Source organism: Segniliparus sp. (genome assembly GCF_051660745.1).
Classification (GTDB): Bacteria; Actinomycetota; Actinomycetes; order Mycobacteriales; family Mycobacteriaceae; genus Segniliparus.
Window position 1 is genome coordinate 1 of sequence record NZ_JBOFQF010000004.1, and the last position, 21,603, is coordinate 21,603.

Sequence of the window (21,603 nt, forward strand, 5' to 3'; positions counted from 1 at the left end):
GGCCGGGCGAAGACATCTTCGCCCGGCCACAACCGTTTTGTTTCTCCGCAGGTCAGCCCACTTCGACGCTCGCGTCAATGCCTGGGAAGGTGTTCTGCGGGGGAGGCTCGGCCTGAGGCTGGGGCTTCCCCTGCTGGGGCGGCGGGACCGGCTGCTGAGGCTTCGGCTGCGCCGGGGCAGGCTTGCTCGGCGCGGCGGGAGCCGCAGGCGGCACGTTCTCGGCAGGAGCCGGGATGTCGCCGTCCTCGATCGCGAGCTGGCGGTCGAGGTCCTGCAGGGCCTTCGGCCGCGATCCTGGGGACGCGGGCTCGTACGGGCCGATCTTGTCGATGTCCCAGGTCGTGGCGTGGTCCTCCACGTACCAGCCGCGCGGCCACGGGTTGCCGGTCTCCACGAGGCGCTGGAACATGCCCTCGAAGGCGACGACGCAGGCCGCCTGCGGCGTCTGGTACACCTGCTGGAGCCACGGCGCGACCTCGTTGGCCCACTCGACCTCCTCGGTGAGGAACTTCTGCCGGTGCCAGATGTCGTACCAGCCGAAGAAAAGGTAGTGGATCGCGTTGATCGGGTTCTGGACATTGATGATCGTCGGGTTGATCCAGTACCTGTTCGGCTTGATCGTCGGCTGGATGATCGCGATGAGCGGGCCGAAGAGCTGGGCCATCGGCTGCCATGCGGCGGCGGGGGCGAAGGCCTCCGAGACGAAGTCCCCGGCCATCGGCGCGAGCTCGATGATGTCCGCGAGGCCGCCGTAGCGGTCCGGGGGCGGCCAGCCGAACGGGCACGGCGGCTGGTAGAGGATCGGCCCGTTGTTCAAGCTGAGCACGCTCGCCAAAGCGGGATTGGAAGACTGGTCGCCGTCGTCGCCGCCCGTGTCCGGATCGTCCGCTTCGGCCGCCGCCAGGACGGCCTCGTTGCTCTCCGCCCGCGCCAGCATATGCAGCGCGTTCGCGGTCTCCGGGACCTGCAGGGCGAGCGTCGTGATCTGGTCGTACCCCGCGCCGTGGCTCAGCCTCGCGGGCAGGGCTTCGCTCGCGCCGTCTGGCTCGGCAGGCTCGGCCTTCGGCGGCGCGGTCGCGGCGGCGACCGGCTTCGGGCGTGCGGTCGGGGCCTGCGTCGCGGGGGCTTGCTGCGGCTTCGCTTTCGCTGCCCGGACCGCTGCGGCGAGACGGGCCAGCGAGTCCGTGATTTCTTGCCGGGTCGGCGCCTGCGGCGCAGTTTTGTGGGCCGCGTGCCGGTCGGGAGCAGGCTCGGCGGACACGGCCTGCGGCGGGAGCGCGCCGACGACGGCCATCGCGGACACGAGCGCAGCGCCCGCCGTCCGGGCGGCGCCGAACGCGGAACGGGTTCTCCCTCCCACTGGCTTCATCTGGATGCTCTTCCTGTTGTTCATTCGTCCTCCGCTCACGATCAAGGTCGAGTGGGCGCTGGGCTGTCCGACGGCTCGAAGGACCCTTCGAGGTGCCAGAGCCCGGTGAACTTGTCGAACGGCCCGCCGACGATGAGGCTCCGCCACTCAAGGGTGTAATGCTTCGTCGCAGGGTCGTAGGAGCCTTTCGCCCAATCTCCTTGCGGGATGTTATCCGCGACGGGCACGTCGAGGAACTTCTGCGCGGCCCAGTCCCAGACCTGTTTGACCTGCGCCGCGCCTTGGACCTCGGCGTCTTTCGCGGGTTGGGGTTTCGGCGCACCTTGGTTGAAGTACTGCCCGTTCCACGTGGCGGCCCAGCTGGACAGGTCCGCCACAAGCGTCCCGTCTTTCAGCAGCACGACCTTCGGCGGGCCGACCGGGCGCTTGGTCTGCGGGTCGGTCGGATTGGTGGAGATGGAGAACCTCACCAAGAAGAACGGGGTCGGCTGGGTCACCGAGCTCGCGAGCGAGTCGCCCGCCTTCGGGTCCGTCGGCGTGCCTGCGAAGGCGGGGTCGGGCACGCTCTGGTACCCGCCCGAGCGCAGGCCGCCGCCGGCGCCGGGTTCGAGGTACGTGTACGCGCCGGGCACCGGCTTGCCGCCGACCTGCCAGATGTCGGCGCCGGGGTTGGAGTTCGACATCACGCCGCCCGCAGGGGTGACCATCTGGAACCACGTCCCAGAGGGCGCCTTGTCGGGGCCGAGGGACTTGCCGGGATCGAATCGGAAGAGCCCGACAAGGTCTGTCCCGCTGCGGTCGGGCTGCGCAGGCTTGGCATTGCCGCAGGCGGAAGTCGTCGCGATCAGCAGCAGCGCGGCGAGCGCCGCTGCGGCGCGGCCCTTGGCGGTGGTACGGCTTGTGGTGTTCATGCTTGCTCCCTTTGGTCGGCGCGGTTTCTCCGTGTGAGCACGTCTGCGCCGACGGCGGCCACAAGGAGGAGCCCCGGCGAGAGATAGAACCAGCCGAACTCGTCGAATGCGGCGAAGCTCAGCGGGGCCGTGGTCTGGTTGAGCCGTTCGAGGGCCTGGAAGTGGCCGAGGTTGTCGGCGAACTCCTCGATCACGCCCGCGAAGTCGGAGCTGATCGTCGCCCATTGGTCCACGAACGCCCTCGTCGCGGGGAGCTTGGCCTGCGGATCCGTGTGCAGGTCGTTGAGCAGCTCGGCGGACGAGGGCCCGATCACCACGAACTGGCTCTGCGCCCAGCGGACGTTCTCCTCGGTGAGGATCGGCCGGAAGTCCGCGAGGAGCTTGGTGCCTGCGGCAGATTTGGCGAACACGCCCGTGGCGACGGGGAACAGGACAAGGCTGACTCCCACCAGCGCGGCGACGACCTGCAGCGTCCGGCGTTTGTTGGGGGCGGAGTCCGACAGGAGGCCGATGGTCCCGACGACGACGAGGGCGAAGCCCGCGAAACCGAAGACGAAGGGGAAGAGGCCGAACGGGGGCAGCGACTTCAGCTGGCCGAACACGCCCTCGTCGGCGCGCATTCGCGTGATCCAGCCAGAGAAACGCGTTTCGGTCTCCGGGAACTGCCGGGTGAACTCGGCCGTGTTCAGATGGGCGAGGTCCCCTTGCGGCAACTGCCTCGCCTCGGTCTCGGCGCGGGCGGCCTCGATCACTTTGAGATGGTCTTCGAGCCGGTCGAGGCGTTGGTCGGTGAGGACCGGGGTGAACCGTTCGACCATGCGCTGGCCTTCGGCCGCCTCGCCGTACATGCCGAGCCGGATCGGAGCCAAGATGAAGGCCACGCCGACCAGCACGAGCAGCGCCCAGAGCCAATTGGCGCGGAGCCAATGGGTTGTGGGCGGGCCCGCTCCCGGCGCGGAGGCCGGAGCCTCCGCCTCGTGCTTCGGCAGAGCTGTGTGCTTCGGCAGATCAGTCACGTCGAGGACGCCCTTCTTCGGCTCGCGCTTAGTGCCCGCCACGGTGCTGGCTCATCGGCCGCCGCCGAAGTGGCCCTGCAGGTGCCAGTAGCCGGTGAACCCGTCGAAGGGGCCGCTGACGATCAGGCTGGTCCACGAGAGCGTGAAGTTGCCGCTGCCGTCGATGGTGCCCTTCACCGGGGTGGTGAGGCCGGGGAGGTCGCCGCCCGGCTTCGGGGCGCCTTGGTTGAAGAACTGGTTGTTCCAGGTGGCGGCGAACGCCGAGAGGTCCCCGCTGAGCGTGTTGCCGTCGCGGTTGATCGCGGGCAGCGCCGTCGCCTCTTTGGTCTGCGGGTCGTTCTGGTTCGTCGAGGTCGCGAACAGCACGCCGTAGAAGCGCACCGGGCGGGTCACCGTCCCGGCGGTCGCGTCGCCGTTCCCGGCGAACGGCGACGCGGGCTGCGGCTGGTACCGGCCGCTGACCAAACCGCCGTCTGTGCCCGGAGCGAGCGGGGTGACGGTGTTGTCGCCGCAGGGGGAGTCGCTGTTGCCGAGGTAGGGGCCGTTCTCCCCGCCTGCGGGGAGGATCATGCGGAAGTACGATCCTTGCGGCGATCCGGCACACGTCCCCGGAGTGAGGGAGAACAGGCCGTTGAGCGTCTCGGCGTGCGCGGGCGCCGCTGGCGCGAGGACGGCCGATGCGAGGGCGGCGGCCACGCCGAGGCGGGCAACCGGGATGCGGGAGAAGATCGTCATGCGCGTTACTTCCTGGTTCACGGGGATTGGCCGGCGGGTGTTTGTCCGCGACGGTGTTGATTCGAGAAGAGCATGATGCGGCGCGAAAACACTGCTCGCATGCCACGAGGAGGCGGTTTTCCGCCGATGCTCATGGTCTTTCGATCAATTCAGGGTGAGCGCAACGGCGCGGTTGCCAGGTCGGCGGGGGATAACAGCGCAGCGGGTCCGACTGTCCATTTTCCGTACATCCGATGTGGCCGAGCTCATATACCTTCGCCAAGGACAACAGTTGACAGCACGTGCTGTGCTCACGGTTCGAAGGCAAGGATTCGCATGGCCCACTCCCCGGCAGGCAATGCCGTCCCGGCGGATGGAGGGCGGAGCGCCTGCTCGACCTGTGCAAGAACCAACCAGTCCAAGAACTAACCAGTGCAAGAACCAACCGGATAGCGAGGTCCTCGTTGTGATGTCGGAAGATCGATCCAGCATTGCCGCGCCAGCGGAAGACGGAACGAAGCCAAATTTCACGGCCCTGATCATCGGGGCTGGGTTCAGCGGGCTCGCCGCCGCGCTTGAGTTGCGCAAGCACGGCGTCCATGACTTTCAAATCCTGGAGAAGCACGATGGGGTCGGCGGCACGTGGTGGATCAACCGATACCCTGGCGTGGGCGTCGACGCTCCGCCCATGGCGTACCGATTGTCCGCGAAGCCTTTCCGGACCCACTCTTTGTTCCCCAAGGGGCATGAGGTGCGTCGGTACCTGAACTCTGTCGCGGACGACTTCGACCTCCGCTCGAAGATACGCTTGAACACCGTCGTTGAGTCGGCCACATGGTGCGATGAACGCCATCTGTGGCAGGTGCGATTGTCCTCGGGCGAAGTGCTGTCGAGCCGTTTCGTGCTCATGTGCCACGGTTTCCTAGAGAAACCGAAGACTCCCGACATTCCGGGGTTGGACAGCTTCGCCGGACCGGTGGTCCACACCGCGCGATGGGACGCTAGCACTGACTACTCTGGAAAACGAGTGGGCGTCATCGGCACAGGCGCGTCCGCGGTGCAGCTCGTGCCCGAATTGGCAAAATCCGTCGAACGTCTGACGGTCTTTCAGCGCACACCGATATGGATTGTGCAAAAGCCAGATCGGACGCTGAGCCCGGCGTTGCAGAAGGTGATCTTCTCCAAACCCGTCGACAGCCTCGTGATGCAGCTCTTGAGGAGCGCGTATAGTCTGGTCACCACGCCGTTCATGGAGAGGGAATGGTTCTCCAGGCGAATGACTGCGCGGCTGGTGGGAATATATAAAAGCATCCTGAACGACGCCGAGCTCGAGGCGAAACTTATCCCAAAATATCCGATGGGATGCAAGAGGCCGGAGTTTTCCTCCGAGTACCTCCAGGCGTTCAAGCAGGAGCATGTTGGGCTGGTGACGCAGGGGATAGACAGCGTGTCCCCTCGGGGGATTGTGACGGCAGACGGCCAAGAACACCCCATCGACGTGCTGGTGCTGGCCACCGGGTTTCATATTTACGACCAGCATTCGACTCCGTCGATGCCCGTCTTCGGGGTAGGAGGCGAGGAGCTTGGAGCGTACTGGCAGGAGAACGGCGCTTTCGCCTACGACGGCGTGTCGACGCCAGGGTGGCCGAATCTTTTCTTCGTCGGATGCGGGCCGACGGTGTACACGTTCGATGTCATCGACTCGATCGAGGGCTCGGCAATACACGCGCGTCGGACGATGATCGAGGCGCTCCGGACCAATTCGACACGGGCCGAGCTCCGGCTGCAGCCGTATCGGGGCTATCGGCGCCGCCGCAAGGCGGAACTGGCGAGGTCGAACTGGGGCGGCAGCTACTGCTCGGGCGCTAATTCATACTATTTGACATATCAAGGCGAGTTGCTGTTCCGTATTCGCGCCACTGGATGGCCGCAGGTGTTGAAGGATCGTTATTGGCCGCTCAAAGCTTTGTACTCGTTCGGCCGTCGGGCGAGCGCCCATAGGCCTGTCGGCCACGACCTCATGGTGGGGCAAGCGAAGTGAATGCCGAGAATGAACGTGGTCGCCGAGGGCGAGAAAGACGAGAGTTCGTGAGTCCTGCCCCGGCTTCGCGGGGAGAGCGGTCGACCATCGTTCACCACGACCGGCACGGGAACCCCGGCCTCCGATACGCGTTGTATGTGTCGAAGTTGTTGTCGATGCTGGTGCCGTTGTCTTTGCTTGAACGGGCTATGGTGCCCTTGAACAGGGCTCTTGCGCGAAAACGGGTCACGGTCAGTTGCATCGAACGAGTGGTCGGCCAGCGGCCTGCGTTGGTCTTCTCCGGACCCGGATACAGCGACCGCCATGCCGTGCTCTACTTCCACGGCGGCGCTTTCTTGTCGGGCAATCCGCAGGTCTTCTCGAAGCTGACTCGGTGGATCGCGGACAGGCTGCGCATGCCCGTGTACTCGGTCGACTATCGGAAGCTGGAGAGCGGCGGCGTCGGGTCGGCGGTGCACGACGCGGTCGAAGCATATCGGGATCTCCTTCGTCTCGGCTACACCAGCATCGTCGTCATGGGCGATTCGGCAGGCGGGTTCCTCGCGGGGAAGGTGGTGGAAGCGAGTGCGCAAGCGCAGCTTCCCCGGCCCGCCGCCTTCGTCGGCCTGTCGCCAGCGGTGGATCTGTTCGTGGGGCGCAACCCGTCCCGATCCGGATGGCGCGATGCTGTGCTCTCGAAGCTCAAGGTCGCTCAGTTGTCCAGGAAAGTCTTTCAGGGCCCGGTCGGTTTCGTCGGCGAGACTTCCCTCGTGGACGTGCCTGCCGAATCATTCCCCCCGTCAATGTTCATCACTGCGCGCGGCGAGTTGTTCGAAGCGGACATTTTCGAGCTCACGGCCAGGATCTCCCGATCCGGGGGCTCCGCAGTGACGCATAGCTTCGCTGATCAAGTGCATGACTTTGTTTTCGGAGTCGGATTTTCATCAAAAGCGGGCAGCCTTCCGGATAACGCGAGGTACGCGTTGTCGCTCGTGACCGGATTCGTTCTCGAAGTCGCCGGTTCGGAAACCGGAAGAATAGTCGCCAGCTCGGAAACCGGAGGAATACATGGCCGACAATCCTGATGTCACAGTTCTCGTGATCGGCGCGGGGCTGGGCGGTATTTGCGCCGCCGTTCGACTGCGCGAGATGGGAATCGACGATTATCTGGTCATCGACCGCGAGGACGGCCTCGGCGGCACCTGGCTCAAGAACAGGTACCCCGGCGTGGCGGTGGACATCCCGTCTGTGCTCTATCAGTACTCGTTCGCGGTGAAGCTGGACTGGTCCCGGGTCTTCGCTCCCGGGCATGAGGTTCTCGACTACCTAGAAAAACTGGTGTCAGAGCGCGGCCTGCTCGACAAGTTCCGCTTCGGCGTGGAGGTCGTCAAAGAAACCTGGGACGGGGAGAACAATTGGTGGTCGGTCGAGACGCGGGACGGCAGGACGATCACAGCTCGTTTTGTCATCTCGTCGCTCGGCCCGTTCCTCGATCCGAAATCAGGCGACGGCATACCTGGACTGGCAGACTTCAAGGGCGTGCACGCGTCGACGGCTTCGTGGCGAGACGATTACGACCTGAGGGGCAAACGCGTCGGGGTCATCGGGACTGGCGCGACGGGGGTCCAACTCGTCGCTGCGGTCGCGCCCCTGGTCGGCAGTTTGGTGGTTTTCCAGCGAAGCGCGGCGTACGCGCTCCCGAAACCAGATGCCGAGCTGGGCAGGCGCGCCCACCGGGTGCTGGCGCTGCCGGGCGTGACCCCTGCGCTGCGTTGGACGCTTCGCTCGCTCTTCGACGTTTTTTCTGGCTTCTTCCGCATTATGCCGTTCTGGTTGGCCACGCGAGTATTCAAATCGATGGACGCTTTGGCGCTAAAACATTACCCGCGCTACTTGCGGCGGGTGGTGGACGATCCTGAAACGGCGGCCGCGCTTGCGCCGTCGCACGGGTTCATGACCCACCGTCCGACCCTCAATTCCGAGTATCCGCGGGCCTTCAATCTTCCTCATGTGAAGCTTGAGACGAATCCTATCGACTCGGTCACAGAAAAAGGAGTCAGGACGATCGGCGGAACCGAATACGAATTCGACTACCTTGTCACCGCTCTCGGCTTCTCGGTGTTCTCGGAGCCGAAATCGTATCTGTCCGGACGAGTGATCGGGCGCGACGGCGTGGACCTCGGGCAATATTTCAACACGAACGGTATGCGGGCGTTCGACAGCGTTGCGGTGCCTGGTTTCCCGAATCGGTGGATGGTCGTCGGCCCGTACTCGTGGGTGGGCAGCACTTGGCACGATGTGGTGGAGCTTGCGGTGGCGCACGCGTCTCGCGCTTTGGAGGTGGCTCGTCGTTCGTCGGCTGTTTCCATCGAAGTGAAGCGTTCCGCGGAGAGGGATTTTCATGAGAAGATGCGTCGAGAGGCGAAGTCTATCGAATACTATCTCGCGGATCTCCACGCGGGCGAGACCGGGTACTACGTGAATTCGCAGAACGAAGCGCCTATATTCCGGTTCGGCAGCTTTCGGCGGTTGATGAAATATTCTCAAAAGGTTGGGCTGGAATCGTACGAAATTGTCGTGTGACGCCGCCGAGGGGCGGCACAAGGCGCGTGTCGGCTCGTCGGAATTATCGTGACTTCATGGGCGAAGCGATGCTCTTTTAGCAAGGGATGGATATGAAAGTTCTCGTTGGCAAGGTGGCGACCGTGAGCGGCGCGGCTTCCGGTATCGGTCGAGGCATAGCGGTCGAACTGGCCCGGCACGGGGCAAGGTTGTCGCTGACCGATATCAATTCAGCCGGCCTGCAAGAGACGGCTGAACTGTGCCGGAGCGTGGGCGCGGAGGCCAAGTGCTACCAGTTGGATGTGCGTGACCGCTCGGCGGTCATAGCGCATGCCGACGAGGTCGTCGCGGATTTCGGTGGATTGAACATCGCGATCAACAATGCCGGTGTCGCTGTTCCTGGGCTCATCGAGGCGACATCATGGCAGACCATGATCGCGCCATCGACGTCCTGTTCACAGGCATGTTGGACTGCGCCCGAGCCTATCTGCCGAAATTGCTGGAGTCGGGCGATGGCCACATGGTGAACACGTCGAGCACGGCGGGGTTCATAGCGCTTCCGGGAACAGCCACATATTTCGCGTCGAAATTCGGCGTGCGTGGATACCGTGCGCGGACACACGGAGAGCTTGCGGATGGAGCTCAAGGCCATGCGCCGCCCAGTGAGCGCCACGTGCTTGCATCCAGGGTTCATCCTCACCGACATCATTTCTGGCTTTGGAGACGCGGCCCGTGTCACCAAGAGGATCGCGCCGTTCGTGCCGAAGCTGTACCTTCCGTCGACAGTTGGAAAGCGTGTGGTCAAGGGAATACTCAAAGATAAAGCGCGTGTGTACTGCGGCTTGTTCGGGCGGTCGTTGCCAATCGTTGGATCGTCAGGCTCGTGGTATTTTCCGATCGTGTCGCGAATCACCCGGCAGGTGTACCGCGCCTGAGGCCGCTCAGGCCCTGAGGCCGCTCAGACGAAGACGCCTGCCCGTTCGGGCAGGCGCCTTCGTCTGAGGTGTGGAATTACCCGAGGTAGTGCTCGCGGTCGGGAAGCCCCATCTCGTCGCGCAAGGCGTTCTCGGTGAGGTCGTGCGGATGCACCGAGTCCGGGACCGGAGCCTCCGGCGTCCTCGGGTTGCCGTCCCAGTCCACCGGCAGGCCGACGGCCTCGTGCTCCGCGTTGGCGAGGTACTGCGGCGACCAGCTGCCGATGTTCTGCGAGTCGACGGGGTCTTTGCCGTTGGGGCCGTAGTCCCCCGGCATCATGGTCCCATTCGTGTCGTCGTAGGCGTGCGCCATCTCGTGGTACATCACCACGGTGGGGTTGAGCTCGTGGTAGTCCGGGGCCGACCCCTGCGTGAGGTTGCCGAGGTTGGTGAGCGTGGTGTCGATGCTGATGATCGCGTCCGTCCCGGCGCCGGGACGGTTGTGCTGCGTGTCGTAATAGAAATCGGAGTCGTTCGTCGGCTGGTCCCCGTGCGACGGCGCGGTGTAGCCGTTGTTGTACAGCACCTTCCCGTCGTTGAGCAGGTGGCCGTCGTCGATGAGCAGGTTGTGCCCGCTGTGGCCGAGGCCCTGGAGCATCTTCTGCCCGTCCGGCGAGGCCGCGAGCATTTCGAGGTCGTCCTGGATCCTGCGTTGGAATTCGGGCGAGCCCTGGACGGTGATGTTGTCGGGGACCTCCAACGGCTGGATGGTGACGACCTGGTTGTGCCCGGAGCCCTCGTTGACGTGCGTCCCGGCCTGGGCGTAGACGGTGTCGTTGCCGCCCTGGTTGTTGATCGTGGCCTGCCCGCTGCCCGCGTAGATGGTGTTCTTCCCGGTCCCCGCATTGATGGTGTTGGTCCCGGTGCCGCCGTAGATGACGCTGTTGCCGCTGCCCGCGTTGATCTTGTTGTTGCCGGAGCCGCCGTTGATGTAGTCGGCTCCCTTGCTGCCGGTCACGGTGTTGTTGCCCGCGCCGAGGTAGACGGTGTTGTGCCCGCCGCCGAGGGTCACTGTGTCGTCGCCGTTGCCCGCGTCGATGTACGAGCCGCCGACAGCTTGGTCGTCGATGACGTCGTTGCCGTCGCCGAGCTGGAAGCGCACGCGGACCGTCACATTCGGGTCGACCGAGACCCGGTCGTTCCCGCCCTGGGTCTGGATCAGCACGTTCTCCGAGTCCTGGGCGCTGAGCGTCTGCGACTTGCCGTTCACGGTCACGATCAGGCGACCGCCGGTGCCTTGCTTGACCGAGACCACGTCGTCGCCGGGGCCGGTCTGGAAAATGGCCATGCCTTGGTCGCGGGTGAACGCCAGGCCGTCCCCTTGGCTCTGGACGGCGGTTTGGTCGGCGCCGAGCGCGGGCGGCACGGCGAGGTTCGCCGCGCGCGTCAGGGCCGTGGTCGCCGCGTCGTCCAGCTGCTGGCCTTGGGCGAGCACGTCGGCCACCCGCTTGGGGAGCTCGTCGCGGAGTTTGAGGTATTTGGCCTTCTCGTCGGCGGGAAGCTCATGCCACAGGCCGGTCGAGCCGTAGTAGTCGTTGACCTCCCCGGCGTCCGAGAACGTGAAGCGCATCTGCGCGCCGTCCTCGATGATGTTGGAGGCCACGGCCTTGAGCTGCGCGCGGGCGTTCAAGATCGGGCCGAGGTCGGCGGCCAGCTGCGCGGCCGAGCCGCCTGCGGCCTTGGCGTACGCGTCGTTGCCCGCGAACACGTTGTTCGCGGCCTCGCGGGCTTGTCCGCCCCAGGTCAGCGACTGGCTGTGCCCCCGGACCGAGGCGCCGTGCGCGGGGAAGCCCTCGCCGCGCCGCGAGACGCCGCCGAGGAGGGCGTTCGCCCCCGCCGAGTCGTAGTTCACAATGTCTGGTTTGAAGGCCAACGCCATGATCAGCGGCCCCCGTCCCGCTCGACGAGGCGCATCGCGTGGAAGCCGCTGTCGTCGTTGCCCTCGTACAGCGCCGCGCTGGACTCGACCTGCGCGGCGGTGTCCTCCAGCCGTTTGAGGTACGCCTCGTCTGCCGCGGCCCACGCGTCTTTGAGGTCGGCGGCAGCCTGCACGGCGCTCCCGCCGAGCGCGGGGCCGTACGAGGCCAAAGCCTCGGCGGAGCTCTTCGCGATCTCCTGCGCCGCAGGAGCCTCTCCCCTGACCGCGCTCGCGTAGCTTCTCAGCTCCTCGGCGTTCACCGTCAAAACAGCATTGTCTGACATAGCACTCCTGCCTTGTAATATGATCCCGGCCAGGCTGAGCCCAGCCTCACGGAAAATCTGCTTACAGGCTTAGACGCAGGAGTTGTGCCTCAGGTTCCCCGGAAACTTGACCGTTACAAGTGGCGTGGACCACATTTGCGCACGCGTCCTCCCCGGCGCGGCGGGCCCTGGGGGCTCGCGGCGGGGTTCAGCGCTCTTGGCGGGGGTCGTCCGACAGTTGCGCCCGTTCCGACCCGTTCGCCAGGCGCTCCGTCTCTTCCGGGGGCCAGTCCAGCAGCGCCGTCGGCGCGATCGCCGGGCTCGGGGTTTTTCTGTGGGCGAGAAACGACGTCAACGTCCAGGTCATGCTCTCTCCTGTAGGTTGGCCGAGCGCTCCGCGCTGAGCCTCAGGTTCGAAATTCTGTGGGTTGTCTAAGAAGAGATCTTACTCGGTTTTTCGGCCTTCGCGGCGGCAGAGGGGGGCCGTTTCGGGGATGTCCTGTGGCGTCCGGCATAGCGAGGGGGCGGGGCTCCGGAAAAGCCCAGGAGGCCTCCCCGCTTTGTGGCCGTTGCGAAATGTGTCGCAACGAAATCGTGACTATTCTGTGATCCCCGAAAGATTGCCCCGCGCGCCGATGGACTACAGTCCCAGCACGGCACGACGTAGAAAGACGGGGAAGCATGTATTCGACACAGAGGCCTCGGCTTCGAACGGGCGAGGCTGCGTCACAAGGGACGCAGCGCAAGGACCGCGCCCCACGGGCGTCGCGGGTGTTGGCCGCGCTCGTCGACGCGCTCGTCGTGCTGCCGTTCGGCGTCCTGCTCGGCGTGGTGCAGGCGCATAAGGAATCGTCCGGCCTGTATTCCGGCACATCGGTCGGCGCAGCTGTCGCGTCGGTGCTCCTGTCGGCCTCGGCGCTGGCCGTGTTCGTCTGGAACGTCGTCGTGAAGCAGGGCAGGACGGGCCAGACGATCGGCAAAGAGGTGCTGAAGATCAAGCTGGTCCAGGAAGGCACCGGCCTCCCGGTCGGCAATGGCCGAGTGCTCCTGCGCCATGTCGCCCATATCGACGCGGGCAAGCGGTCGCGCGCCGTCGTCGTGCGGGCCTAGGGCGGCTATTTCGGCTTGACGAGGGGGAAGGCCAAGGTCTCGCGGATATTCCGCCCGGTCAGCAGCATGACGATCCGGTCGACGCCGACGCCGAGTCCGCCGGTGGGCGGCATGGCGTATTCCAGCGCCTCGAGGAAGTCCTCGTCGAGCTCCATGGCCTCTGGGTCGCCGCCCGCCGCCGCCGCGGATTGGGCCTGGAGCCTGCGGCGCTGCTCGACAGGGTCGTTGAGCTCGCTGTAGGCGGTGGCCAACTCCATGCCGCCGACCACGAGGTCCCAGCGCTGGGTGAGCGCGGGCCGGTCGGAGTGCTGTTTGGTGAGCGGGGAGACGGACAACGGGAAATCGCTGTAGAAGGTCGGCGTGGTCGTCGAGTGCTCGACCAAACGCTCGTACAGCTCCAAGAGCAGCTGCCCCGCGTCCCAGTCGGGACGGAACTCGAAGCCCCGCGAGGCGAGGTGCTGGCGCAGCTTCGGGACGGGGGTGTTCTCGTCCACCTCGTCGCCGAGGGCTTGGGAGATCGCGGTGAGCATCGGGATCATCGGCCAGGGCCCCGGGGTGGCGAGCAGGCCCTCGTGGCCGGAGGCCTGCGCGCAGGCGCGCAGCATCCGCTCGGTCAGATCTCGCATGCCCCGGTAGTCGGAGTGCGCCTGGTATGCCTCGAGCAACGTGAACTCGGGGTTGTGCGTCGCGTCCACGCCCTCGTTGCGGAAGACTCGGCCGATCTCGAAGACCCGCTCCATACCGCCGACGAGCAGGCGCTTGAGATAGAGCTCCGGAGCGATCCGCAGATAGAGCGGCAGGTCGTACGCGTTGATATGGGTGCGGAACGGCTCTGCGTTCGCGCCGCCGTGGATCCGCTGCAGGACCGGGGTCTCGACTTCGAGGAACCCCTCGCCCCACAACTGCTCGCGCAGGGCGCGCAGCACCGCGCCCCGCGTCGACAGCGCGCTGCGCGCCTGCGGGTTCGTCATGAGCTCCACATGCCGCAGACGCACCTTGGCCTCGGGGTCGGCGAGCCCTCGGTGCTTGTCCGGGAGCGGGCGCAGGCATTTGGCGTCGAGCCGCCAGTCCCTCGCCAAAAGCGAAGCCGTGCCTGTTCGCGAGCTTCCAGGGACCGCTTCCACGCTGATCAGGTCGCCGAGGTCGATCTCCTTGCGGAACGCGTCGAGCCTGCCTGCGGCGAGCTCGCGCTCCTCGAGGACCACCTGTGCGAAGCCGGAGTTGTCGGAGAGGTCGACGAAGACCACCCCGCCGTGGTCGCGCTCGCGCAGCACCCGGCCCGCCACCCGCACCTGTCGCCCGGAGCGGGACATCCCCGCGGCCAAGGCGTCGCGGACCGTCGAAGTCGGCGGCTCGGACTCCGGATAAGGGTTCACGCCCTGGTCTTGGAGCCGTTCGAGCTTCCCGATCCGCACGCGCACTTGCTGCGGGAGCCTCGGCTTGTTCCGCTGGTCGTCCTCGGACGCGGCGGCGGGGGAGAGCAGGGCCGCGGGCGCGGTCGGGCGCTGCCCGGCGCGTTCGGATTTGCCGCCGAACTTCGGCACGACGAGGAAGCCCTCGGCGATGCCGGAGGCCATGGCGACCCTCGGGACGAGCCGGGCCTCCTCGAAGCAGACGTACCGGGGGACCCAGTCCGGGCCGAACCGGTGGTTGAAGCGGTACATCGCCTCCAGCTGCGTCCATCGGGAGAAGAACAGCAGCACGCCGCGCCAGACGCGGACCACCGGGCCCGCGCCGAGCCGGGAGCCTTCTTCGAAGGCGTTGCGGAAGACGGCGAAGTTCAACGAGATCTTGGTGACGCCCAGCTGCCTGCAGTGCATGGCGAGCTCGCAGATCATCAGGTCCATCACCCCGTTGGGCGATTTCGGATCCCGCCGCATCACGTCGAGCGAGACGCCCGAGCGGCCCCAGGGGACCAAGGAGAGCAGGCCGACCACTTCGCCGTCCGGGCCGAGCGCCTCGACGAGCAGGCAGTCGCCGTCCGTGCCGTCGCCGAGCCTGCCGAGCGCCATGGAGAAGCCGCGCTCCGCGCCGATCCGCCACTCGTCCGCCCTGCGCACAGTCGCGGCGAGCTCTTCGGGGGACAACTGGCTGTGCCTGCGGAAGCGCACGGTGATCCCGGCGCGCTTGGCGCGGGTCACCGCCTGGCGGGCGACTTTCCGGGCCGATCCGTCCAGGGTGAAGACCCGTGGGTCGAGGATCGCCTCGTCCCCGAGCTGCAGGGCGGAGAGCCCCGCCTCGCGGTACGCCCGCGCGCCGCGCTCGCTCGCCCCCATGACGGCGGGCGTCCACCCGTAGCTCTCACAGGTCGCGAGCCACGCGCCAATGGCCCCGGCCCAGGACCGCTCGTCGCCGATCGGGTCGCTTGAGGCGAGGCACACCCCGACCTCCACCCGGTAGGTGATGGCCGCTTTGCCGTTCGGCGCGAAAACCGCCGCCTTGTCGCGCCTGGTCGCGAAGTAGCCGAGCGAGTCGTCCTCGCTGTACGCGGCCAAAAGGCCCCGGATCGAAGACTCTTCCTCCGCCGTGAGCGCGGCCGCGAGACGCTGGGAGCGGAACAGCACCATCACGGCGGCGATGAACGCGAACGCGCCAAAGAGCCCGAGCAGGGTGTTGACGAAGCCGAAGGTGTACCCGCTGAAGTCGTGCCGCTCGAACGCTGTGAAGACGACCACGCGGTTGAGGGTGTAGGCCAGGCGCTCGTCCGAGGGCAGTGTGTGCGGGAAAGCCTCGACCAGCGCCCAGCCGAGCCCGGTCGCCACGACAAGGCCGCCGAGCAGCGTGACGAGCGCTCGCAACGGCGCGACCCGACGGACTTTCGTGCTGAACTCCCGGTGCGCGGCGAGCAGCAGCGCGATGGCGACGATGTGGGTGGCCAGCCCCGCGATCGGCCAGAACCGCTCGTGGTGGAACAGCTGGGCGACGTTGTACGCGGCGTAGACGACGAGCGCGCCGAGCAGCACCAGCCAGGCCAGCCGCTTGCGCTCGGAGAGCGCGGCGGCGAGGAGGCCCAGCACGAAGGCCCAGGCGAGGCTGGTGTCGGGGATCGCGAAGAAGTACTGGTCGAGGTACACGCGGGGCGTCTCGGCCAAGCGCCGGAGATGCGGGAAGACGCTGAGCAAGAACGAGAGGATCGAGAACGCGCCGATGACGAGTCCGGCGCGGTGCGGAGCCTCGTGCAACGGGCCTTTCCGTCTGCGCCGCGCCTGCGCGGCGGGCCGAGGCGGACGCAGCTCTGCCCCCGGCTCGTGTTTCGGCTTCTTCTCCTCGACCACCCCTGTAGCCATTGCTCTCGTCACTTCCTCCGTGGTCTAGCGCTCGGTGAGCACAATCCCGTCCTCGTCGCTGTGCAGCAGGTCGCCGGGGGTGAAGACGACGCCGCCGAACTCCACCGGCACGTCGAGCTCGCCCGCGCCGGTCTTGCCGCTCTTGCGGGGGTTCGTGCCGAGGGCTTTGATCCCGACGTCGAGCCCGGCCAACGCGGCCGCGTCGCGCACGGCGCCGTGCAGCACGAGGCCTGCCCAGCCGTTGTCCTGCGCGAGTTTGGCGATGACGTCCCCGACCAGCGCGGTGTGCACGCTGGCGGAGCCGTCCACCACGAGCACTGCGCCTTCGCCCGGTGTGGACAGGGTGGCCTTGATCAGCGCGTTGTCTTGGAATGCGCGGATCGTGCGCACCGGGCCCGAGAACTCCTTGCGTCCGCCGAACTGCCGGAACTGGGTGTCGCAGCTGCGGACTTGATCGCCGATCTGGTCGACGAGGTCGGCGGTGGGAATGAAGTTCACAGCAGTCATACAGGTCACTCTAGTGGCCTCGTCTAAACAAAACCTGAGAGCGTTGCCCATATCGTTTGGCCTGGCCGTGCGACACGCCCGGCGCGGGTTTCGTGCGTTAGAATCATGGGCCGTGCCGAGCGACGCCGCCCCAGGATTGAAGACCCAGGCCCTCCGTTTCCTCGCGACGGGCGTGTTCTCCGCCGTCGTGGACTACGGGCTGGTGATGGCGCTGTCCCAGTTCGGGGTCCCGCCGAACATCGCGAACATCGCGGGTTTCGTCGTCGGCACGACCGTGGCGTATTTGATCAACCGGCGCTGGACGTTCCAGGCCGAGCCGAGCGCCAAGCGGTTCGCGCAGGTGGCCGCCCTCTACGCGGTGGCGTTCTTGCTGCGGACCGGCATCTTCGCCGGGGCCTACGCGCTGCTGCTGTCGTGGGGGCTCGCGAAGTTCCCCGCCGAGTCCGCCGCGTGGGTCGTCGCGCAGGGCACGGTCACAGTGATGAACTTCCTCGTGCAGCGGCTGGTGATCTTCCGGGCGCCTGCGAGCCTGCCGGACTCGGCGGAGCGGCCGTGAACTGGCCGTCCGCGCCGGGGGTTGCGGAGCTGGCCGGGCTCGGCTCGACAGCCGGGGGGGACGCGGTCGGAGCGGGCGACGGCGAGCTCGTGTCGCTCGGGCGGCGCGGGCGCGACAGCGGGGCCTCGGACTCGCTCGGACCCTCCGAGGGCCTCGGCCTGGTCCTGCTTTCGGACGGGCTCGGCGTGCCGGATGCGCTCTCCGAAGTCGACGGCGTCTCGGAGGTGGACGGTTTCGGGCGCTCGGAAGACCGTGGCGGCGCTGCGGTGGTCTGCGGCGGGTAGTACTGCTGCGTGGTCGGGACCTGTGCGGGGACCGTCCAGTTGCCGTCCGTGCCGAACACGGCATTCGTCGGTGGCGCCCACGGTTGCGCGGGGGGCTCGGGGGCGGGGATCGGTTTCTTCGTCACGTCGAGGAGCACATAGAGGACGACGAGCAGAAGCGTGGACGTGCGCAGCCTGCCGTTGAAGAACGTCGCGGGCAGCCGCCGCTTCGCCGCCGCTTTGTCCTTCGCCGCCTGCGCGGCGACTTTCGGGAACTGCCAGCTCGGGGACCCTTCGACGTGCGGGGGCCTGCGCTTGTCGCTCTGCTCGGTCATCGCACACGCTCCTGGGGCGCGGTGTCCTCTTCCGGGCGGGTCGGGCGGATGGCCTTCTTCGGCGCGTCCGGCGGCTGTTGCGGCCCGGGGCTCGACATCGTCGCGATGCCCTCTTTGCGCAGCGCGGTCACGATCTTCGCGCGCAGTCTGCGGCTGAGGACGAATTGCTGGCCGGGCACGGAGTTCGCCACGATGCGCAGGTTGGCCCGGTCGAGCTCGATGCTCTCCACGCCGACGTAGACGGGCTCGCCGCGCAGGAGCGGGGCGAGGTTCGTGTCGTCTTTCGCAGTGCTGCAGATCTCGGCCAGCTTCTCGCGCAAGTGCCCGATATCGGTCCCGCTCGGGACGGGAATGTCCACAACGGCCTGCGACCAGTCCTTGGACATGTTGATGGACTTCACGATCTGGCCGTTGGGGACGGTGAAGAGCTCGCCCTCGGTGGAGCGGACCTTGGTCACGCGCAAGGTCACCTCTTCCACAGTCCCGACCGGGTCGTAGTTCGTGCCGAGCACGGAGAGCTGGACCAGGTCGCCGATCCGGTACTGCTTCTCGGCGATGATGAAGAATCCGGAGAGGAGGTCTTGGACGATGCGCTGCGCGCCGAAGCCGAGGCCCGCGCCCGCCGCCGTCGCGGGGATGGTGAGCCCGGTGAGGTCGAATTCCAGCAGCTTGGCGATGCGCAGCCCGGCGAAGAAGTAGACGAGGACGGAGAGGACCCATGCGATGGTCGACGCGAGGGTCTCGCGCTGCCGCGAGCCTTCGCTGCGCAAGCTGAGCTGGCGTTCTTTGAAGCCGCCTCGGCCGAGGACCCCTGCCGCCCAGCGCAGCAGCCGCGTGATCAGAATCGCCGCGACGACGACCATGGCGATGCGGAAGCCCCGGGTGAGCATCCAGTCGCCCAGGCTCTGCACGCCGAATTTGGCCAGCCAGGCGGTCCATTCGCTGTAGGGAGAAGCGATGATGACGGCGCGCACGTGTGTCGAGCTTAGTCGAAGACTCGGGTGGAGGCGGGCGCCTTCGCGAGGAGCGGCGGCGTGGGGGGATTGCCGGTCCGCCGGTCACCGCTCCCCGAAGCGCTCCTCGCGACCGATTCTGCGCAGCCGGACCCACTCGCGGAAACCCGGCAGGTCACGCCGGGTCACGAGGAAGAACCAGCCGAACCGGGCCCACTCCTGGGGCACGAGCTTCCGCATGCCGCGCTGGGCCTGCAGGTACCCACGGTTGCGGTATGTGTAGAAGCGTTTCGCCTCGTCGGAGGGGTATTGCGCGTGCATGGCCCCGCCGAGGATCGGCAGGAACTCGTCCGAGCCTTGCGGGTGCAAGTAGGAGGCCTTGAGGCAGGTCCCGAACGCGAGGCCGCTCGCCCCGAGCCTCCGGTGCACTTCGACCTCGTCGCCGCGCAAGAAAAGCCGCAGGTCCGGCACGCCGACCGCCGAGAACGCCTCGGATCGGAACAATGCGCCGTTGAAGAGCGAGGCGATCCCGGGGAGCAGCTCCGCGTCGCCCAGCTCGCGCCGCAGCCGCCGCCAGCGCAGGCCCCGGCGCAGCGGGAAGGCGAGGCGGTCGGGCTCGGCCTCGTCGACGACGACGGGGGAGACCTCGGCGAGCTGGTGGCGATTCGCGCAGCTCAAAAGCGAGGCGAGGGTGCCGGGGCCGTCGGGGCGGCCGTCGTCGTCTGCGAGCCAGACCCAATCGGCGCCTGCGGCGAGCGCGGTCAGAATGCCGAGCGCGAACCCGCCTGCCCCGCCGAGGTTGTGCTTGGAGCCGATGTAGCGGGCATGTGTCGCCGGGGTGTGCGGCCACAGGTCGGCGACGAGCGCGGCGACCTCGGGCTCGTCGCCGTTGTCGACGACCACCAGCCCTGCGAGCGGAACGGTCTGCTCCTTCAGCGCGAGCAAGGAGCGGCGCAGCGTCTGGGCGCGGCGGTGGGTGACGACGACTGCCCAGACGCGCGCTTGGCCTGTTGAGCCTGCGGGAGCCGGGCCTGCGGAAGATGACACGGCAGACCATTCTGCTGGACGCGCCTGCGGGTATGATCGAGGAGTGCCCGGACGCGCTCTGCGAACCCGGGATCGGAAACGCGAGAGAGCGAGAAGCGCCATGGCTGAATTCTTCGACAAGGTGAAGAGCTTCATCAAGAAGGACCCCTCCAAGGTCGGGCAGGCCATCGACAAGGCGGCCGATTTCGTCGACAAGAAGACCGAGGGCAAGTACTCTGCCGCGGTCGACAAGGTCCAGGATGTCGCCAAGAAGGCGGCGGACAAGGCTGTCGAGGGCGAGTAGTCGCCATGTCGGGGGAGTTGGAGGTGCTCTTCGACGCGGACTGCGGCTTCTGCCAGCGCAGCGTCGCCGTCTTGAAGAAGCTGGACCGCGGCGGCCGCCTGACGTTCACGGCGTTGCAGACTCCGGGCGCGCCCGGGCGGTTCGGGATCGGCTTGGACCAGGCGTACGAGCAGCTGTGGGCGTTGGACCGCTCCGGAAGGCGCGCGGGCGGCGCGCACGCGGTCGCCTCCGCCGCCGACGCCGCGCTGGGGACCAGGGTTTTGGGGCGCGCGCTTCGCGTCCGTCCGCTCGGGCGGGTCGCGGAGCGCGCCTACCGCTGGGTGGCGGGCCATCGGTATATGCTGCCCGGATCCACTGCCGCCTGCGCAGTTCAGCCGCGCTGATTTGACCGGATCGCCCCGACGCCGCTACCATGGTCGATCGGTGTTGCGGACCTCGTGCGCCCTCGACCAGTCAGAGCGGCTGGCCCAGAGGCGGGGGTTCTGCCGAAAGACATATAAACCGTTTGAGACCCGAGGTGTTCCTTTGTCCACGTACAGCCCGAAGGCTGCTGAACTGAACCATCAGTGGCATGTCATCGACGCGACCGATGTCGTGCTCGGCCGCCTGGCCGTCACCGCCGCCACCCTGCTGCGCGGCAAGCACAAGCCGACGTTCGCGCCGCACCTCGACAACGGCGACTTCGTCGTCATCGTGAACGCCGAGAAGGTCGCCCTCACCGGGAACAAGCGCGCCGACAAGCTGGTCCACCGGCACTCCGGCCACCCCGGCGGTCTGAAGACCCGCACCATCGGCCAGCTCCTCGAGAGCGACCCGCGTCGCGTCGTCGAGAAGGCCGTGAAGGGCATGATCCCGCGCAACAAGCTCGGCCGCGCCGTGGAGCGCAAACTCAAGGTGTACGCGGGCCCGGAGCATCCGCACCAGGCCCAGCAGCCCGTGCCGTACACGATCACCCAGGTGTCGCAGTGAGCGAGGAGCAAGAGACAGTGACCGAGGAATACCTGACCGAAGAGGAAGAGTCGACGCTCGACGCCCTGGAGTCCGCCCACAGCGAGGCGGGCGACGGCGAGGAAGGCGCGCCGGCTCGGGAGAAAGCCCCGCTGCGCGACTTCGTCGAGGAGATCATCACCGTGGGACGGCGCAAAGAGGCCGTTGTCCGGCTTCGGCTCTCCCTCGGCACCGGCAAGTTCACCCTGAACGGCCGCAGCCTTGAGAACTACTTCCCGAACCGGGTGCACCAGCAGCTGGTGAAGTCCCCGCTGGTGCTCGCCGAGCGCGAGGGCTCGGTCGACGTCCGCGCCACGCTGCACGGCGGCGGCATCTCCGGCCAGGCGGGCGCGCTGCGCCTCGCCCTCTCCCGCGCGTTGATGGTGGCCAGCCCCGAGGATCGTCCGACCCTCAAGCGCGCGGGCTTCTTGACCCGCGACGCGCGTGCCACCGAGCGCAAGAAGTACGGCCTGAAGAAAGCCCGGAAAGCTCCGCAGTACTCGAAGCGTTGAGCTTCGCTGTCTTCTC

At 67.1% G+C, this 21,603-nt stretch carries 23 protein-coding genes and 1 pseudogene; 12 read left to right on the forward strand and 12 right to left on the reverse strand.

Features of this window, described 5'->3' with window-relative positions; all coding sequences use genetic code 11:
* Positions 1-52 precede the first annotated feature (52 nt).
* From ACRC20_RS01960 to ACRC20_RS01975, 4 genes are read right to left on the reverse strand one after another with little or no spacing between them, the layout of a single operon-like run.
* Positions 53-1,369: a hypothetical protein gene (locus tag ACRC20_RS01960; protein WP_438684657.1), complete on the reverse strand. Its 1,317-nt coding sequence runs from the start codon at positions 1,367-1,369 to the stop codon at positions 53-55.
* Between the two features lie 41 nt (positions 1,370-1,410).
* Positions 1,411-2,280, reverse strand: coding sequence for a hypothetical protein (locus ACRC20_RS01965; RefSeq protein ID WP_438684658.1), 870 nt, complete (start codon positions 2,278-2,280; stop codon positions 1,411-1,413).
* Entirely contained in the window at positions 2,277-3,338 is a 1,062-nt protein-coding gene (locus ACRC20_RS01970) for a hypothetical protein (protein ID WP_438684659.1), read from the reverse strand. Before ACRC20_RS01970 ends, ACRC20_RS01965 begins: the two co-directional genes overlap by 4 nt.
* Positions 3,339-3,347: 9 nt before the next feature.
* Positions 3,348-4,031, reverse strand: a complete 684-nt coding sequence (locus ACRC20_RS01975; RefSeq protein ID WP_438684660.1) for a hypothetical protein — start codon at positions 4,029-4,031, stop codon at positions 3,348-3,350.
* Between the two features lie 448 nt (positions 4,032-4,479).
* On the opposite strand from ACRC20_RS01975, the gene ACRC20_RS01980 reads away from it, so the two are divergent.
* The 6 genes and pseudogenes from ACRC20_RS01980 to ACRC20_RS02005 all read left to right on the forward strand — a co-directional run bounded on the left by ACRC20_RS01980 (position 4,480) and on the right by ACRC20_RS02005 (position 9,527).
* On the forward strand, positions 4,480-6,051 hold the full coding sequence (locus ACRC20_RS01980; RefSeq protein WP_438684731.1) for a flavin-containing monooxygenase: 1,572 nt from the start codon (positions 4,480-4,482) through the stop codon (positions 6,049-6,051).
* A 155-nt stretch (positions 6,052-6,206) separates the two neighbouring features.
* Positions 6,207-7,115 (forward strand): alpha/beta hydrolase, encoded by a 909-nt coding sequence (locus ACRC20_RS01985; protein ID WP_438684732.1) that lies wholly within the window; start codon positions 6,207-6,209, stop codon positions 7,113-7,115.
* A complete protein-coding gene (locus ACRC20_RS01990) occupies positions 7,099-8,613 on the forward strand; it encodes a flavin-containing monooxygenase (protein WP_438684661.1) in 1,515 nt (504 codons plus the stop codon). Before ACRC20_RS01985 ends, ACRC20_RS01990 begins: the two co-directional genes overlap by 17 nt.
* 92 nt (positions 8,614-8,705) lie before the next feature.
* Positions 8,706-9,119 (forward strand): SDR family NAD(P)-dependent oxidoreductase, encoded by a 414-nt coding sequence (locus ACRC20_RS01995; protein ID WP_438684662.1) that lies wholly within the window; start codon positions 8,706-8,708, stop codon positions 9,117-9,119.
* Positions 9,080-9,166: pseudogene (locus tag ACRC20_RS02000) on the forward strand (acetoin dehydrogenase); the annotation flags it as partial. The gene ACRC20_RS01995 and the pseudogene ACRC20_RS02000, both read left to right, overlap by 40 nt.
* A 61-nt stretch (positions 9,167-9,227) precedes the next feature.
* Positions 9,228-9,527, forward strand: a complete 300-nt coding sequence (locus ACRC20_RS02005) for a hypothetical protein (RefSeq protein WP_438684736.1) — start codon at positions 9,228-9,230, stop codon at positions 9,525-9,527.
* A 76-nt stretch (positions 9,528-9,603) separates the two neighbouring features.
* Here ACRC20_RS02005 and ACRC20_RS02010 read toward each other — a convergent pair whose 3' ends face one another.
* From ACRC20_RS02010 to ACRC20_RS02020, 3 genes are all read right to left on the reverse strand, one after another.
* Entirely contained in the window at positions 9,604-11,445 is a 1,842-nt protein-coding gene (locus tag ACRC20_RS02010; RefSeq protein ID WP_438684663.1) for a M91 family zinc metallopeptidase, read from the reverse strand.
* A 2-nt stretch (positions 11,446-11,447) separates the two neighbouring features.
* Positions 11,448-11,768 (reverse strand): hypothetical protein, encoded by a 321-nt coding sequence (locus ACRC20_RS02015; RefSeq protein ID WP_438684664.1) that lies wholly within the window; start codon positions 11,766-11,768, stop codon positions 11,448-11,450.
* A gap of 187 nt (positions 11,769-11,955) precedes the next feature.
* Positions 11,956-12,114 carry a hypothetical protein gene (locus tag ACRC20_RS02020; RefSeq protein ID WP_438684665.1) on the reverse strand — a complete coding sequence of 53 codons (159 nt, stop codon included), beginning with the start codon at positions 12,112-12,114 and terminating at the stop codon, positions 11,956-11,958.
* Between the two features lie 314 nt (positions 12,115-12,428).
* On the opposite strand from ACRC20_RS02020, the gene ACRC20_RS02025 reads away from it, so the two are divergent.
* The gene (locus ACRC20_RS02025) at positions 12,429-12,857 is read left to right on the forward strand and encodes an RDD family protein (protein WP_438684666.1); all 429 of its coding nucleotides are present in this window, start codon (positions 12,429-12,431) and stop codon (positions 12,855-12,857) included.
* A gap of 5 nt (positions 12,858-12,862) precedes the next feature.
* On the opposite strand, the gene lysX is transcribed toward ACRC20_RS02025, so the two are convergent.
* Both lysX and rraA read right to left on the reverse strand, forming a co-directional pair.
* Positions 12,863-16,144 (reverse strand): bifunctional lysylphosphatidylglycerol synthetase/lysine--tRNA ligase LysX, encoded by a 3,282-nt coding sequence (gene lysX, locus ACRC20_RS02030; RefSeq protein WP_438684667.1) that lies wholly within the window; start codon positions 16,142-16,144, stop codon positions 12,863-12,865.
* Between the two features lie 24 nt (positions 16,145-16,168).
* The gene (rraA, locus tag ACRC20_RS02035; RefSeq protein WP_438684668.1) at positions 16,169-16,651 is read right to left on the reverse strand and encodes a ribonuclease E activity regulator RraA; all 483 of its coding nucleotides are present in this window, start codon (positions 16,649-16,651) and stop codon (positions 16,169-16,171) included.
* Positions 16,652-16,763: 112 nt separating this feature from the next.
* Between rraA and ACRC20_RS02040 the strand changes: the two genes are divergently transcribed.
* Complete coding sequence (locus tag ACRC20_RS02040) at positions 16,764-17,207, forward strand: GtrA family protein (protein WP_438684669.1); 444 nt, start codon at positions 16,764-16,766, stop codon at positions 17,205-17,207.
* Here the strand turns inward: ACRC20_RS02040 and ACRC20_RS02045 are convergent.
* The 3 genes from ACRC20_RS02045 to glfT1 form a co-directional block, all read right to left on the reverse strand.
* The gene (locus ACRC20_RS02045) at positions 17,125-17,805 is read right to left on the reverse strand and encodes a hypothetical protein (RefSeq protein ID WP_438684670.1); all 681 of its coding nucleotides are present in this window, start codon (positions 17,803-17,805) and stop codon (positions 17,125-17,127) included. The two genes, ACRC20_RS02040 and ACRC20_RS02045, sit on opposite strands and share 83 nt — an antisense overlap.
* Positions 17,802-18,779, reverse strand: coding sequence for a mechanosensitive ion channel family protein (locus ACRC20_RS02050; RefSeq protein WP_438684671.1), 978 nt, complete (start codon positions 18,777-18,779; stop codon positions 17,802-17,804). The genes ACRC20_RS02045 and ACRC20_RS02050 overlap by 4 nt, the downstream gene beginning before the upstream one ends.
* 84 nt (positions 18,780-18,863) lie before the next feature.
* Entirely contained in the window at positions 18,864-19,805 is a 942-nt protein-coding gene (glfT1, locus tag ACRC20_RS02055; protein WP_438684672.1) for a galactofuranosyltransferase GlfT1, read from the reverse strand.
* A 100-nt stretch (positions 19,806-19,905) separates the two neighbouring features.
* On the opposite strand from glfT1, the gene ACRC20_RS02060 reads away from it, so the two are divergent.
* The 4 genes from ACRC20_RS02060 to rpsI all read left to right on the forward strand — a co-directional run bounded on the left by ACRC20_RS02060 (position 19,906) and on the right by rpsI (position 21,587).
* Positions 19,906-20,088 (forward strand): antitoxin, encoded by a 183-nt coding sequence (locus tag ACRC20_RS02060; protein ID WP_438684673.1) that lies wholly within the window; start codon positions 19,906-19,908, stop codon positions 20,086-20,088.
* A gap of 5 nt (positions 20,089-20,093) precedes the next feature.
* A complete protein-coding gene (locus ACRC20_RS02065; protein WP_438684674.1) occupies positions 20,094-20,471 on the forward strand; it encodes a thiol-disulfide oxidoreductase DCC family protein in 378 nt (125 codons plus the stop codon).
* A gap of 142 nt (positions 20,472-20,613) precedes the next feature.
* Complete coding sequence (rplM, locus tag ACRC20_RS02070; protein WP_438684675.1) at positions 20,614-21,057, forward strand: 50S ribosomal protein L13; 444 nt, start codon at positions 20,614-20,616, stop codon at positions 21,055-21,057.
* The gene (gene rpsI, locus ACRC20_RS02075) at positions 21,054-21,587 is read left to right on the forward strand and encodes a 30S ribosomal protein S9 (RefSeq protein ID WP_438684676.1); all 534 of its coding nucleotides are present in this window, start codon (positions 21,054-21,056) and stop codon (positions 21,585-21,587) included. The genes rplM and rpsI overlap by 4 nt, the downstream gene beginning before the upstream one ends.
* Positions 21,588-21,603: the final 16 nt, after the last annotated feature.

What these genes read in the sequence shown, in the direction of transcription:
- ACRC20_RS02010 (WP_438684663.1), bottom strand. Translation starts at nt 11,445, where the DNA reads ATGGCGTTGGCCTTCAAACCAGACATTGTGAACTACGACTCGGCGGGG.
- ACRC20_RS01980 (WP_438684731.1), top strand. Translation starts at nt 4,480, where the DNA reads ATGTCGGAAGATCGATCCAGCATTGCCGCGCCAGCGGAAGACGGAACG.
- ACRC20_RS01965 (WP_438684658.1), bottom strand. Translation starts at nt 2,280, where the DNA reads ATGAACACCACAAGCCGTACCACCGCCAAGGGCCGCGCCGCAGCGGCG.
- ACRC20_RS02025 (WP_438684666.1), top strand. Translation starts at nt 12,429, where the DNA reads ATGTATTCGACACAGAGGCCTCGGCTTCGAACGGGCGAGGCTGCGTCA.
- ACRC20_RS02020 (WP_438684665.1), bottom strand. Translation starts at nt 12,114, where the DNA reads ATGACCTGGACGTTGACGTCGTTTCTCGCCCACAGAAAAACCCCGAGC.
- ACRC20_RS02005 (WP_438684736.1), top strand. Translation starts at nt 9,228, where the DNA reads ATGGAGCTCAAGGCCATGCGCCGCCCAGTGAGCGCCACGTGCTTGCAT.
- ACRC20_RS01975 (WP_438684660.1), bottom strand. Translation starts at nt 4,031, where the DNA reads ATGACGATCTTCTCCCGCATCCCGGTTGCCCGCCTCGGCGTGGCCGCC.
- ACRC20_RS01985 (WP_438684732.1), top strand. Translation starts at nt 6,207, where the DNA reads ATGCTGGTGCCGTTGTCTTTGCTTGAACGGGCTATGGTGCCCTTGAAC.
- ACRC20_RS02015 (WP_438684664.1), bottom strand. Translation starts at nt 11,768, where the DNA reads ATGTCAGACAATGCTGTTTTGACGGTGAACGCCGAGGAGCTGAGAAGC.
- lysX (WP_438684667.1), bottom strand. Translation starts at nt 16,144, where the DNA reads ATGGCTACAGGGGTGGTCGAGGAGAAGAAGCCGAAACACGAGCCGGGG.
- ACRC20_RS02060 (WP_438684673.1), top strand. Translation starts at nt 19,906, where the DNA reads ATGGCTGAATTCTTCGACAAGGTGAAGAGCTTCATCAAGAAGGACCCC.
- ACRC20_RS01960 (WP_438684657.1), bottom strand. Translation starts at nt 1,369, where the DNA reads ATGAAGCCAGTGGGAGGGAGAACCCGTTCCGCGTTCGGCGCCGCCCGG.
- ACRC20_RS01995 (WP_438684662.1), top strand. Translation starts at nt 8,706, where the DNA reads ATGAAAGTTCTCGTTGGCAAGGTGGCGACCGTGAGCGGCGCGGCTTCC.
- ACRC20_RS02045 (WP_438684670.1), bottom strand. Translation starts at nt 17,805, where the DNA reads ATGACCGAGCAGAGCGACAAGCGCAGGCCCCCGCACGTCGAAGGGTCC.
- ACRC20_RS01990 (WP_438684661.1), top strand. Translation starts at nt 7,099, where the DNA reads ATGGCCGACAATCCTGATGTCACAGTTCTCGTGATCGGCGCGGGGCTG.
- rraA (WP_438684668.1), bottom strand. Translation starts at nt 16,651, where the DNA reads ATGACTGCTGTGAACTTCATTCCCACCGCCGACCTCGTCGACCAGATC.
- ACRC20_RS02065 (WP_438684674.1), top strand. Translation starts at nt 20,094, where the DNA reads ATGTCGGGGGAGTTGGAGGTGCTCTTCGACGCGGACTGCGGCTTCTGC.